Annotated in this window: 11 protein-coding genes; 8 read left to right on the top strand and 3 right to left on the bottom strand. The window is 63.1% G+C overall.

The features are described 5' to 3' along the window. The first annotated feature begins 2 nt into the window (after positions 1-2). The 8 genes from J2X53_RS11585 to J2X53_RS11550 all read left to right on the top strand — a co-directional run bounded on the left by J2X53_RS11585 (position 3) and on the right by J2X53_RS11550 (position 7480). Entirely contained in the window at positions 3-413 is a 411-nt protein-coding gene (locus J2X53_RS11585; protein WP_349037644.1) for a hypothetical protein, read from the top strand. Between the two features lie 11 nt (positions 414-424). Continuing rightward, on the top strand, positions 425-2854 hold the full coding sequence (locus J2X53_RS11580) for a hypothetical protein (protein WP_349037643.1): 2430 nt from the start codon (positions 425-427) through the stop codon (positions 2852-2854). 12 nt (positions 2855-2866) lie between these two features. Beyond that, on the top strand, positions 2867-5125 hold the full coding sequence (locus J2X53_RS11575; protein ID WP_349037642.1) for a hypothetical protein: 2259 nt from the start codon (positions 2867-2869) through the stop codon (positions 5123-5125). Between the two features lie 98 nt (positions 5126-5223). Continuing rightward, the gene (locus J2X53_RS11570) at positions 5224-5544 is read left to right on the top strand and encodes a phage holin family protein (RefSeq protein WP_349037641.1); all 321 of its coding nucleotides are present in this window, start codon (positions 5224-5226) and stop codon (positions 5542-5544) included. Between the two features lie 68 nt (positions 5545-5612). After that, positions 5613-6182, top strand: coding sequence for a M15 family metallopeptidase (locus tag J2X53_RS11565; RefSeq protein WP_349037640.1), 570 nt, complete (start codon positions 5613-5615; stop codon positions 6180-6182). An 11-nt stretch (positions 6183-6193) separates the two neighbouring features. After that, positions 6194-6556 carry a hypothetical protein gene (locus J2X53_RS11560; RefSeq protein WP_349037639.1) on the top strand — a complete coding sequence of 121 codons (363 nt, stop codon included), beginning with the start codon at positions 6194-6196 and terminating at the stop codon, positions 6554-6556. A 134-nt stretch (positions 6557-6690) separates the two neighbouring features. After that, the gene (locus tag J2X53_RS11555; RefSeq protein ID WP_349037638.1) at positions 6691-7098 is read left to right on the top strand and encodes a glycine zipper family protein; all 408 of its coding nucleotides are present in this window, start codon (positions 6691-6693) and stop codon (positions 7096-7098) included. 124 nt (positions 7099-7222) lie between these two features. Then, entirely contained in the window at positions 7223-7480 is a 258-nt protein-coding gene (locus tag J2X53_RS11550) for a hypothetical protein (RefSeq protein WP_349037637.1), read from the top strand. Between the two features lie 623 nt (positions 7481-8103). Here the strand turns inward: J2X53_RS11550 and iolD are convergent. The 3 genes from iolD to iolG are packed head-to-tail and all read right to left on the bottom strand — an operon-like array spanning position 8104 to position 12831. After that, positions 8104-9927, bottom strand: a complete 1824-nt coding sequence (gene iolD / locus J2X53_RS11545; RefSeq protein WP_349037636.1) for a 3D-(3,5/4)-trihydroxycyclohexane-1,2-dione acylhydrolase (decyclizing) — start codon at positions 9925-9927, stop codon at positions 8104-8106. 4 nt (positions 9928-9931) lie between these two features. Next, positions 9932-11830 (bottom strand): 5-dehydro-2-deoxygluconokinase, encoded by a 1899-nt coding sequence (gene iolC, locus J2X53_RS11540; protein ID WP_349037635.1) that lies wholly within the window; start codon positions 11828-11830, stop codon positions 9932-9934. Further along, on the bottom strand, positions 11830-12831 hold the full coding sequence (gene iolG / locus J2X53_RS11535; protein WP_349037634.1) for an inositol 2-dehydrogenase: 1002 nt from the start codon (positions 12829-12831) through the stop codon (positions 11830-11832). The genes iolC and iolG overlap by 1 nt, the downstream gene beginning before the upstream one ends. Positions 12832-13026 lie beyond the last annotated feature (195 nt).

The following is a 13026-nucleotide window of genomic DNA, read 5'->3' as shown; positions in this document are numbered from 1 at the left end:
TCATGGACCGTCTGAGCGCGTTCATGGGTCTGCTGATCCATCGCCCCTTTGTCTGGGGGTTTCGGGATTGTGTGACCGTGCCTGCCGACTGGGTGCTGAGCTGCACCGGCAAGGATCCGGCGGCAGATCTGCGGCTGACCTATGACGATGTGGCCTCTTGCCAGCGGGCCACGCGGTTTTTCACCGACCCGCTGGCGGTGGTGGGGCCGCGCATGCAGGCCTGCGGACTCGCGCGCACCGACGATTTTGCCCGCGGTGATGTGGGTCTGATTCGGCTGGCCGCCGAAGACGGCACCGGCGCGCATGGGGCGATCTGTCTGGGGGGCATCCACTGGGCGGCAAAGAAACAGGATCGAGGGATTGTGGTGATCGAGCGGCCCGAGATTATCGCGGGCTGGCGGGTGCCGTTATGAGGCGGGTTGCCATGGCTGTCCTGCTCTGCAGCACCACGCTGGCAGCCCCGCGCGCGGCGCAGGCCGGGCCGGTGCTGGCCTTTGTGCAGGGCATCGCGTCATTCATCTCGACCGGCGCGGTGGTGGGGGCCGGGATCGGCGGGGCCTTTGCGCTTGGGTCGCAGGTTGCGGCGATCCTTGGCGGCACCATTCTGGGCCGCCTGGCGGTGTCACTGGCGTTGCAGGCCATCGCTATGCGGATCAACCGCCCCAAGCTGCCGCGCCCGCCGGAGCGCATGACGAACTTTGCACAGGGCCGGTCGTTCATGGAACGCTGCTATGGCGTGGTGCGGAAAGGCGGGCCTGTCGGTTTGACCGGCAAGGTCAACCGGGTGCGCTATTACGCAGTGCTGCTGGCGGCGCATGAGATTGACGGCGTGGTACAGCATTATCTGGATACGCGGCAGGCCGAGGTGCAGACTGGCGAGCTGACCGAGCTTGCCGATGTGGTTGCTGTCTTTTCAGCGAACATTGCTCTCACGGGTGAAGCTGATTTGCCCAGTGGCACTGATGGCGAGATGACCTCCAACTCCCGCGTGATCGTGACCGGACAGACCAACCCGGTCGAAAACGGTGTCTGGATCACGTCAGAGGATGCCTGGACCCGGCCTGCGGATTTCAACGCTGGCACGGTCTATGAGCGGGTGTTTCTGAAACGCCCTGGGTCGTTTCTCTTGTTTGGCAACATTACCCTGACGGCGGATTTGCGCGGCGTGGTGATCGGCACCCATCCGCAATTCTGGGCTGCCGGCGCGCCGCTCCAGTCTGGTGAGATCGCGACAGAGCCGATGCGCGGGGCCGGTCGCATCAGGGTCTATCGGGGCGCAGCGGGGCAGGGCGCTGACCCGCGCCTGATTGCGGCGTTCCCCGGCGAGGTGACCGCAGCCTATGACTTCGCCGGTCTGGCCTATGCCGCGATCGAGGCCAATGATGTGGACGCGGAACGGTTTCAGGAGGTCTACACACAAGGGCGCCATTGGGTCTATGCGCCGGTGATCCGGGGTCATAACCGGGTTTACGATCCGCGCGATGGCAGCTTTGGCTGGACAGACAATGCCGCGCTGATCTTTGCGCATGAATGCCAGCTGTTCGGCAAGGCGGTGGACTGGGCCGAGGTCGCGGCAGAGGCGGATGTCTGTGACCAGATCGTGACCAACGCGCAGGGCGGCACCCAGAAGCGCTGGACGGTCAACGTGATCTTTGACGATGGCATGAGCTGGGAAACCGTGCGCGAGACAATTGCCACGGCCTGCGACGGCTGGACCTATCAGCGCCCGGAAGGTGGGGTCGGACTGCTGGTCGGGCGCTATATCGAGCCGACGATCACCCTGACTGACCGGGATTTCCTGAGCCTCGGCGTCGATGACGGCGACCGTGGCCCGGATGAGGCGGGTGAGTTTGTCATCAGCTATGTCGAGCCGTCGCGTGATTACAGTGAGGCCCCCAGCGGGGCCTATGTCGTGGCGGCGGGCAAGCCGCGCAACGAGATCGAATGCTTTGCCATCGACAGTCACAATCAGGCGGTGCGTGTCGCCAAGAGCGTGGCACGGGTGGTCTATGCAAATTTCACGCTGCGGGGCGTGATCAAGATGATCGGCTATGAGTGCATCGGGAAGCGGTTCCTGCGCATCGCCCATGCCGGAATCGGGCTGGATGTGGTGATCGAGGTTGACCGGCTGGAGCGCCGCCCGGACGGGATCAGTTTTGACTTTGAAGGGCACAGCGTGACGGCGGCTGATTATGCATTCAACGCCGCCACCGAAGAACCGGCGTGTCCGGTCAATCTGCCGGTGTCGTCGGACGACTCGGTGCAGCCCGCCTCAGGGCTGGTCGGGCTGTCTGTCCCGGCGACAGGCGGGGTGGCGCAGATACAATGGACATGGCCGCCGCAGCCCCCGTCGCTGAACCAGCAGCTGCGTATGCGGTCGGTCGAGGCGGGCGCGGAAGAGTGGCAGACCGTGACGATGTCATCCGGGCAGACCGCGCTGACGGTGGGCGGGCTGGTGGATGGCGCGACATATGACGGGCAGATCCGCAACCGCACGGTGGGCGGGCGGGTGTCGGACTGGTCTGATACGGTCAGCATCACAGCCGTTGCCAACTCGGTCCCGCCGCAGGACATCATCGGCTTCGGTCTCACCGATGTGGGTGGCGGCGATGTCCTGGTGGCATTCCAGACGGCGGACGACCCAAACTATTCCGCCGCCCGGATCTGGCGCGGCACCTCGGCCAGCTTTGCTGGGGCCACGCTGGTGCATACCAAATTCGGCGCGCCGGGGCTTATCGACAGCTGGACCGACACGGGTCTGCCGCCCGATGACCACTGGTACTGGCTGGCACCGATCAACGGCTCTGGCGTGGCCGGAACCGTGATCGGACCGCTGACAATCACACTTTCATAAACTGGGGGCGCTATGCCGACTGCTTTGACTCTGACCGTTGTGCGCGGTCCGATTGAAACGCCTTTGGGTGAGAAGCCCGCGCATGGCCGTTTCTACATGGCCCTGCGCGCGGCGGATCGTGAAGGCAGTACGACCATTGCTCCGGTCTTGATCGAGATCGCCCTTGACGCAGATGGTGACTTCTCGCGCGCGGTTTGGGCCAATCAGGCCGGTGAAGTCGGCCTACCTTATGCGGCGTGGGTGACCTGGTGGTCCGCAATTGAGAACCGTCAGAAGACTGCTGCGCTGGGTTATGTCTCTGTGCCGACTGTAGGGACGCCAGATCTTGCCGATCTTTGGACTGGTGAGGCCCCGGACTTCGTTCCTGCCGAAATACTCGCGGTCATGCAGGGGCTGCTTGCCCAAACGCAGGCACTTGCGGGTGCGGCGGCCGGATCGGCCGCAGCCGCCGCGCAAGATCGTATCCAAACCGGGCTTGATGCAGCCGCTGCCCAGCTCGCAGCTGTTCAGGCCGCGCTTTACGATCCTACGTTCCGCTTCAGTGATGTGCCAAATCTGCTTGCATCCACGCGCACAGCAGGCGGTGAGGGTGTGGTTTGGCAGGCAGGGCCATACCTCTACCGGGAGGCCACTCCAACCGCGACAGATCACGACGTTACCAACGCGGTTGGGGTGAAGCTTTATGTCATGCTTACCTCGTCGGGCGAACTCCCGGCGGACGCGTTTGGGATCGGGACCGTCGACGATAGCGTGCCCATGGCGGCGGCTTTTGCCGCGCAAGCACGCAGGCTTCGTACCCCTCAGCCAGTCATCAACGGGACGACTGCAAACACGGTCCCGTGGCTGGCGTTTTCCCAGCGGCAGTACTATTGGGCAACACCGATCACGCTTCCGTCGCACTGCTTTGTAAAAGGAAACGGCTGCATCTTCGCTGGCCCGGCGGGCGGTCGGCTCTTCAACGGGTCTTTGAACGGCTATCATTGGATCATGGAAGACGTGACGTGGGCGGGCGATGACATCGAGGCCATCTTCGCCGACATGAACAACCTGAACAACGCGCGTTTCCTGTTCAGGCGCAACGTGTTCGCCAACCGGGTTCATACCCTTGATCGGTTTGCTATCAGGATCAAGTCAACTTCCTCTCAGGTGATCCTTGAGGACTGCCGGGTTTCGGTCTGCCCCAACGTCCTGGAAACTGACGTTGACTTCACCCACATCAGCAAGGGCTGGTATCAGGCGTGGATTTCGCTTCCCGGTATTGGGACCGCTGCCCCCACGGGCGCGCGTTTTAAATTTTCAGGTCGTTTCGTGCATTTCAGTCATGGCGTGGCAATCCCTGAGCCTGATGGATCGACAAGGCAGGCAGGGGCCCGGTGGATTGACCGCGTAGGCAACACTCGCATCTACATGGAGGATTGGCATTTCGGCGCTGAGAATGCGGGGCTGCCCATCATCTACAACTTCCAGAACGCGAGCTATGACAGCGCCACCAGCCGGCAAACCTCGATTCTTACCTTCAAGGACAGCCAGCTTGCATGCGGCTCAGCTAGTCGGCCCGACGCGGGAGTAATTGTGCTGCAAAACGGTGTCCTGCCAGGATGGGTGGACATGCAGAACTGTGAAAGCCTCGGCCTGGCCCCCGTCATTTCGGCACACGGGTACGATCCGACAGGTGACGCTACAACTCAGAACGCGGCGCTTCTGGCAGCACTGCTGGCCGCTCCTGCCAATCGGTTTGATATGCAGCTTTCGATTAATGACCCGTTCAAGTCACGCGTTCCTGATGCCTTGCGGGGTTACGTCCGTCAGGTTGAGGGACGAAAGCTGAAGGCCTACATTTCCCCGGAAGCCGGTGTCGCCATACCAGCTGTCGATGGTTTGAAACTGCAGCCGAATGACTCCGGAGCCCGCTCTCACGACACGTTCTTCGTCCGTGTGTCAGTGAATTGTGGAATGCCCAGTTCGCGCACGCTCTACCAAGAGAAAGTGTTCAAAGTCACCATTCTCTCGAACGGCACGGGCAACCTGTTCTCAAATGTGGCGGTCGATGATTTTTTCGAGTGGGCGCGCTTTGGAGCGCCCGACAACGTTGGCGATGTGCTTATCACGCTCGCGCAGAGGTCAGGGGCGTCTGGCACCCTGATTGGCTTCGATGTGTCGCTCGCCGCGTCTGTGGTCAGCTCCTACCAGTCCATGCAGGTCGAGGTTTTTGGCAACATCCGGAGCTCCGCCGCTACCGGCACGCGGGCGCTCCTGCCATGCCTGGTATAAGGTGACTGTGTATGTAGAAGCGCAGCACACGCTTATTCTTAGTTCGATGACGACCCCGCCTCGCGCGGGGTTTTTTCTAATGCGCAGGAGACGCGACTTTGACTGATCCAGACACCGGCCTTGTCGGAGCCTTGCAGGCGCTGTTGGGCGGCGCGGCTACCACGCTATTCGCGGCCACCCTCGGGCGGCTGGTTTATCACGGCGGGGAGGTCCGGGCGGGTCGCCGCCCGCTCTTTGGCTGGCATCTGATCTGGGAGGTTCCTACGGCGGTTGTCATGGCCTTAGTCGCGGAATCCCTGGCCACCTATATGGGGCTGTCACCGCAGGTGACGACCGGCGTTGTCGCAGTGTTGGCCTATCTCGGCCCGCGCGGTGCGCGTGACGTTGTAGACCGGGTGGTCTTCAAACCAAAGGGCTGACCCGGCCCGCATCACAACCCGACACCGCCCCGCCATCGTGCGGGGTTTTTCATTTTCAGGAGGGCGCGATGACACGCGAAAACATGCGGCTGGTGCAAACCGGCCTGAAGGGGCTGGGCCATGATCCTGGCCCGCTCGATGGCATCTGGGGCGCACGGACGGAGGGGGCGGCGGTGGCATTGATTCGCGCTCGCTCGCCAGCCGTTGTCCTGCCGGTGCCTGACCCGGTTCCGGCCATCGTTGCAGACTGGCGGGTATTCGACGCGGCAGACAAGACGCAGGGGCTGCACCCGAAGCTGTTGGCCGTCCTGGTCCATGCCGCACAACGCAGCGATGTGGGCTTTGATGTGATCGAGGGTGTGCGAACCGCCGCCCGACAAAGGCAGCTGGTGGCTCAAGGGGCTTCCAAGACGCTGAACAGCCGCCATTTGACCGGCCATGCCGCTGATCTGTGGCCGATCGACCCCGCCACCGGCCAGCGCGCCACGATTGACGACAAGCTGCTTTGGGCGCTTCTGCGCCGCATCGCCGCTCATGTCAAAGCCAGCGCCAAGGATCTCGGCGTGATGATCGAGTGGGGCGGGGACTGGGGCTGGGACGCCCCGCATTTTCAACTGAACCGTAAACAATTTCCCTGAAAGGAACCAACATGGACCTGATCAAACAATTGCTGACCAGCGAACAGCTGCTGGGCCTGATCGTCACCGCCATCGGCCTGGTGCTGACCGTCATCATCAACCGCGCCGCTGCGGCCTTCACGCTTGCCACCGGCATCCAGATCGAGAAGGGCCATCGGGACGCACTGCACCAGGCGATCAAGAGCGCGGTGGAGAGTGCGCTGTATCACGGCCCTGATGTCGCCCTCGGCACGCTCAAGGCGCATGTGGTTCAGCATCTGAGGGAATCGGTGCCGGGCGCGCTGAAGGCCCTGACCCCCGGCGATGGTGTGCTTGACCGGCTGGTGGAGCGCTACGCTCATGAGGCACTGACCAAGATCGGCGAGCCGAAGTGAGGGCGCGGCCATAGCCTTTGTTTAGCGCGCCCTCGCACGATTGAGGTGGCGCTTCATTTTTGGGACATTCTTTTATCTTTGAAACGCCTCACTTTTCTGTGAAGGCTGTGTGACCTTAAGATTTGGAGATTCCCTTGAAACGTTTTGTCGCTTTTTCCTGCATGCTCTCACTTGCTGCCTGTGTGCAGGAACCCCTTGCTGAGTACCGCCCGGTTGTGGACCCCGCAAAATCAAATCCAGCCAAGTTTGAACGGGATCTTGCGTCCTGTCGCAACGTAGGTTTGACAGCGGAAGCTGCCTACAAAAAGCGCCAAGAGCAGGAGATGGCGCAGAACATGATTGCCGGGATTTTGGTTGGGGCAATCGCTGGCGCGGCCATTGGTGACAGTTCAAACTATGCCGCCGCTGGCGCGGCATACGGTGCTGGCGCAGGTGCGGCGGCCACTGACACTGAGCTGGCGCAAGGTGGCCCTCGCCGGATCATTGATCGCTGCATGGCGGATCGAGGACACACTATTCTGAACGATCTTGGCAAAGGCTGAGAATCGGTTATTTGTTGAATTTGTGCCTCCTCGGGAAACCGGGGGGCATTTCTCATTCAAAGTAGCGGCACTTCGCCTAAAATGTGATTTCCAGAATCGCGCGACGTTCCGCATATGTTCGCGCATGATCAGCCAGCACCACCTGCACATCACCTGCGCCTGCGGGCGCTATCGTTACCTGCGGGCGGAGGATATTCCGCCCGCATGGCTGGGCGATACCGGCCTAAACATTCACCCATGGGTGTTTGACCGCATGGTCTGCCTGTACTGCGGGCGGCGCGGGCGGCCACTCTCTACCGTCATCGCCCCCGTCCGGCGTGGCGGCATGAGTGACAGCGCTGTGCTGCCTGTGGGGGCGGCTAAATCGGGGCCGGATCGCTGATCTTGCCGACGAGCCTGTTTCCACTTTTCTGTAAGGTATTGATCCGCTTAGCGCGGTTCTGCCTCCACTTTTGTGGAAAAACCCTTAGATTGCGAACTTTCCAGCGCTCCGACCTCGGGCACCACCGGCCCCAGATAGCTAGGGGGCCAACATCCAAATCAACTCTGCTGGAGAGATCCGTGGGGCTTTGGCAAACCGCCCCAAGTGGTCGCGATAGTGGGTCAGAACTTCGGCTTTTGGCGTGCTCATTTTTCAATCTCCATAGGGTTCCGGCTCAAGATTATCATGCCGCTGCGCGCCCAAATTTTAACATTTCAAGCTAAAAGCGGATTGTTGCCGACCAACATACGAAGCGTTCCCCGGTTCAGTGAACCTGCGAAGCCGTGAACAGGGCGCGAACCTGCCGAAAATGCCGATTTAAAAAGCGTTCGGTTTCAGTAAATTCCAGAGGTTTCGCATCGGGCGCTTTCTTTACACCGAAGATGTCGGCGGTTCGAGCCCGTCATTACCCACCACTCTCCCTTTCGTCAGCGTACAACCTCTGCCCGGCTTTTTGGCGGGACGAACAGCGCAGGGTTTTCCCGTCGCCTGAGCGCAGGCGACGGGGTTGGACTCAAAACCGATCAAGCCTGATCTTTTCGTTTGGTGTCATAGGTCTGGCGGGCGTCGTTCACCTGAGCGCGCGGGCTGACCTCGGGCACGCTCACCTCCCACCAGTGGCCGCCATGCGGGGTGCTGGGATAGGGGTCGGTGTCGATGACGATCACATAGGGGCCAGTGACGCTGTCGCGGCGGGCGAGCGCGGCCTCCAGCTCGGCAATGCTGGTCACCTTGATCGTGGTCGCCCCCATGGCGGCGGCATGGGCGGCAAAGTCGATGCGGGGTTGGTGCGTGATATTGGCATGGGCGTAGAGATTGTTGAACTCCGCCCCGCCGGTGCCCATCTGCAGCCGGTTGATGCAGCCGTAGCCGCGGTTGTCGGTGATGACGGTGGTAAAGGAAATGCCCATCATCGCGGCGGTGGCCATCTCGGAGTTCATCATCATGTAGCTGCCGTCGCCGACCATGCAGATCACGTCGCGCTCTGGCTGCGCCAGCTTGATGCCGATGGCCCCGGCAATTTCGTATCCCATGCAGGAAAAGCCGTATTCCATGTGATAGGCCCCGGCGCGGGGGGATTTCCACAGCTTGTGCAACTCGCCCGGCATGGTGCCGGCGGCGCACATTACCACGGTGTCCAGATGGCCCGCGCGCTGCACCGCGCCGATCACCTGCTGGTCGGTCGGCAGGGCATTGGCATCGCCGGGGGCATCCGTCAGCGGATCAACGGCCGCGAACCACACGTCTTTCAGCCCTGCAGGTGGCGCGGGGCAGCGGTGGTCACCCAAGGCGGCGCGCAGCTGCTGCAAGGCGATGCGTGCATCGGCACACAGCGGCTCGGCGCCGTGCTTCATCGCGTCATAGGCGGCGACGTTGATCGACACCAGGGTGCGGTCCTTGTTCTTGAACAGCGCCCAGGAGCCGGTGGTGAAATCCTGAAAACGGGTGCCGACCCCGAGGATCAGGTCGGCATCCTCGCACACCGCATTGGCGCTGCTGGCCCCGGTCACGCCGACGGGGCCAAAGTTCAGCGCATGGTCCCAGGGCAGCGCGGATTTGCCAGCCTGGGTTTCCACCACGGGAATGCCAAGGCTTTCTGCGAAATCAGCCAGTTCCCCCTCCGCCCCGGCGAAATGCACGCCGCCACCGGCGATGATCACCGGGCGTTTGGCGGCACGGATCAGGGTGGCGATGCGGTCAAGCTCCACCGGGTCGGGATGCGGCTGGCGGATGCGCCAGACCTTTGGCGCAAAGAACGCCTCGGGCCAGTCATAGGCCTCGGCCTGCACGTCCTGACAAAACGACAGCGTGACCGGGCCGCAGTCGGCCGGGTCGGTCATGGTGCGCAGCGCACGGGGCAGGGCGGTCAGCAGCTGTTCCGGCCGGGTGATGCGGTCAAAATAGCGGCTGACCGGGCGGAAGCAGTCATTGACCGTCATGCTGCCATCGCCGGTGTCTTCCAGCTGTTGCAGCACCGGGTCGGGGCCGCGACCGGCAAAGACATCGCCCGGAATGAGCAGCACCGGCAAGCGGTTGACGTGGGCCAATGCAGCGGCAGTGACCATGTTCAGCGCGCCCGGCCCGATCGAGGAGGTGACGGCCATGGCACGGGTACGGCGCATCTGCTTGGCATAGGCGATGGCGGTATGCGCCATCGACTGCTCGTTCTGGCCGCGCCATGTGGGCCAGCTGTCCTTGATGCCGTGCAATGCCTCGCCGATGCCTGCGACATTGCCATGGCCAAAGATGGCCCAGCAGCCGGCGAGATAGGTCTCGCCCGCCTCGTTCTGTTGGGCGGCAAGATAGCGCATCATCGCCTGTGCGGCGGTCAGCCGGATTGTGGACATTTCTTTACCCTTTTCTGGCCCGCGCTGCATCCCACAGGGTGCAGAGCCGGGCATAGGTGTTGGCCATTTGCGCGACAGCCTCATCGGCCGTCATGGTTCCCGCCATGAAGCCCGCTGCCGCCTCGGCAAAGATGGTGCGGCCAACGGCAAAGCCTTTGACCAGATCAAACCGCGCGGCACTGGCAAAGCTGGCGGCCAGTGTTGCCTCGGCTTCGCCCAGACCCAGCACCACGATGCCGCGCGTGTGCGGATCGTTGCGGGTGATGGCGTCGCAGGTGGCCTGCCAGGCGGCATCGCTCTGCATCGGCTCCAGCTTCCACCAGTCGGGGAAGACGCCGATGTCATAAAACCGCTGAATCACCTGCGCGGTGGTGTCGTCGGTCACCGGCCCGGCCTTGGAGGGGATCACCTCCAGCAAGAACTCCAGCCGGTTGCGGCGGGCGGCGTGGAACAGGCGGGTGACGGTGGCCTCCTGCTCGGCTTTCAGATCGCTGCTGTCGTCAGGGTGATAGAAGCACAAGACCTTGACCACATGCGCCAGCGGCCATTCTGCCAGCCCGCCGAAATCGGGGCCAAGCTCGGGTTCCAGCACCAGCGGGCGTGAGCCGGGCCATTCGACCGGGCGGCCGATCCACAGACCGGATTCTGCGGCTGCGTGCAGCGCATCGCGGCCCAGCCGGTTGTCGCACAGGATGCCATAGCCGGGGCGGCCCTGTTGAACCTGTGTCGCAGCTTTCAGGCACAAGGCCTTGAACGCGCCGATCTTTCCGGCATTGGCACCCGGCAGGGTTTCCAGCTGCATCCGGTGGTCAAAGGCAAAGACCCGCATGGTGGACCAGTCGCCGCTGCGGTTGGTGGACCAGTGAATCTGCTCCAGCGGCTGGTCGTGGCGCAGGGCCGGGTTGACCACGCCGCGCTGGAAAAAGAACTGCAGCTCTTCCCACGACGGATAGGCCGGCGCGCAGCCATGGCGCGACACGGCAAAGGCGCCGCAGGCATTGGCGTATTTCAGCGCAACTGGCCAGGATTCGCCATCGAGCCAGCCCTTGAGCAGGCCAGACATGAAGCCGTCGCCCGCGCCCAGCACGTTGAACACCTCGATCGGAAAGCCGGGACCGGCCTCGCCTTCGTCCAACGTATCGGGGATCGCGCCGGTAAAGGCGACCGCCCCCATCGGCCCGCGTTTGCAGACCAGCGTGGCAGCAGAAACCGCCCGCACGGCGCGCAGCGCGGCGATGGTATCGGTGGTACCACCGGCGATGTGGAACTCTTCTTCGGTGCCAACGATCAGGTCGAACAGGTGCAGGGTGGATTGCAGTTTCGCGGTCACGGCAGCGGATTCGACAAAGCGGCTTTCGCCGTCGCCATGCCCGGCAAGACCCCAGAGGTTGGGGCGGTAGTCGATGTCGAGAGCTGTCTGCGCGCCGCTTTCGCGCGCCAGATGCAGCGCTTTCACCACCGCCGCTTCGGTGCGGGCGTGGCTCAGGTGGGTGCCGGTGGCCACCACGGCACGCGCGCGGGCGATAAAGGCGGGATCAATGTCCTCCTCGCACAGCGCCATGTCGGCACAGTTCTCGCGGTAAAAGATCAGCGGAAAATGATGCTCGTCGCGGATGCCCAGCAGGACCAGCGCGGTCAGACGCTCGGGGTCGGTGATCACCCCATCGGTGCAGACCCCTTCACGGGCCAGTTGCTCGCGGATGAAGCGGCCCATGTGCTCGTCACCCACACGGGTCAGCAGCGCCGATGTCAGGCCCAGCCGGGCGGTGCCGACCGAGATATTGGTGGGGCTGCCGCCGACATATTTCTGGAAACTGCCCATGTCTTCGAGCCGCCCGCCGACCTGCGCGCCATAGAGGTCAACCGACGCGCGGCCGATGGTGATAAGGTCGAGATCCCGCATCACAGAACCTCGGAGACCTTGACCATGCGGCCCTCGGCCACCGATTTGAGCGCGGCTTCGGCAAGCGCCAGCGCCATCAGCCCGTCATGCCCCGTGGTCGGCGTGGGTGCGCCCTCGGCGACCGCAGCGACAAAGGCCGCGATTTCATTGGCATAGGCGGCAGTATAGCGCGACATGAAGAAGTTCAGGAGGGGTGCGGTGTGAAACCCGTCCTTGTCGGCCAGCGTGATGCGGTTCTCACCATGGTTTTCCGCCGCCGCCAGACCGTCCGACCCCAGAACCTCGATCCGCTGGTCATAGCCATAGGCGGCGCGGCGGGTGTTGGTGATGATGGCCTGCGTGCCGCTTGCAGTGCGCAGGATTACATTCGCAGAATCAAAATCGCCCAGCTCGCCGATGCGCGTGTCGACCAGAACAGAGGCCGAGGCGAACACTTCGGTCACTTCTTCGCCCAAAAGCCAGCGGGCGATGTCGAAATCATGGATCGTCATGTCGCGGAACATGCCGCCCGAGCGGGTGATATAGTCGGGCGGTGGCGCGCCGGGGTCGCGGCTGGTGATGGTGACCATTTCGACCTTGCCGACTTTACCTGCATCAATCGCGGCCTTTACGGCCATGAAATCAGGGTCAAAGCGGCGGTTGAAGCCGACCATCAGCGTGCCCTTGGCGGCCTCGACCGTGGCGATGCAATCCTTGACGCGGGCCAGCGACAGATCGACCGGCTTTTCGCAGAACACGGCCTTGCCGGCGCGGACAAAACGCTCGATCAGGTCGGCATGGGTGTCGGTGGGGGTGCAGATCACCACGGCATCGACATCGGCACTGGCTTCGATCGCGTCGATGCTGCGGATGTCGCAGCCATAGGCCGCCTTGATGGCTTCGGCGGCTGCGGGCATCGGGTCGGCGATGGCGATCAGCTTGGCCCCGGGGACCGAGGCGACGGCGCTTGCGTGAACCTTGCCGATGCGGCCTGCGCCGAGGATTGCGAATCTGACAGTCATGACAGCCCTTTCTGGCCGGGACCTGCGCCCGGGATATTCTGATCAAAAGCGGAGATGCGCCCGGCGAATCGCACGGACGGGACCTGCACGCACGGGCGCTGCGTGGCACTGTGATGGGAACGGTGCATGAAACGCGCGGCCTCCCTGCTGCGGTTGCGCGGAGACTGCGGCAGAGCTGCGGATTGGTCAACGGGG

This window comes from Pseudotabrizicola sp. 4114, from assembly GCF_031457365.1.
Lineage (GTDB): Bacteria > Pseudomonadota > Alphaproteobacteria > Rhodobacterales > Rhodobacteraceae > Pseudotabrizicola.
Note: the sequence above shows the minus strand (reverse complement) of the source record. Positions and strands in the feature narration are given on the sequence as shown.

What these genes read in the sequence shown, in the direction of transcription:
- J2X53_RS11585 (WP_349037644.1), top strand. Translation starts at nt 3, where the DNA reads ATGGACCGTCTGAGCGCGTTCATGGGTCTGCTGATCCATCGCCCCTTT.
- iolC (WP_349037635.1), bottom strand. Translation starts at nt 11,830, where the DNA reads ATGCGGGATCTCGACCTTATCACCATCGGCCGCGCGTCGGTTGACCTC.
- J2X53_RS11560 (WP_349037639.1), top strand. Translation starts at nt 6,194, where the DNA reads ATGGACCTGATCAAACAATTGCTGACCAGCGAACAGCTGCTGGGCCTG.
- J2X53_RS11580 (WP_349037643.1), top strand. Translation starts at nt 425, where the DNA reads ATGGCTGTCCTGCTCTGCAGCACCACGCTGGCAGCCCCGCGCGCGGCG.
- J2X53_RS11575 (WP_349037642.1), top strand. Translation starts at nt 2,867, where the DNA reads ATGCCGACTGCTTTGACTCTGACCGTTGTGCGCGGTCCGATTGAAACG.
- iolG (WP_349037634.1), bottom strand. Translation starts at nt 12,831, where the DNA reads ATGACTGTCAGATTCGCAATCCTCGGCGCAGGCCGCATCGGCAAGGTT.
- iolD (WP_349037636.1), bottom strand. Translation starts at nt 9,927, where the DNA reads ATGTCCACAATCCGGCTGACCGCCGCACAGGCGATGATGCGCTATCTT.
- J2X53_RS11550 (WP_349037637.1), top strand. Translation starts at nt 7,223, where the DNA reads ATGATCAGCCAGCACCACCTGCACATCACCTGCGCCTGCGGGCGCTAT.
- J2X53_RS11565 (WP_349037640.1), top strand. Translation starts at nt 5,613, where the DNA reads ATGACACGCGAAAACATGCGGCTGGTGCAAACCGGCCTGAAGGGGCTG.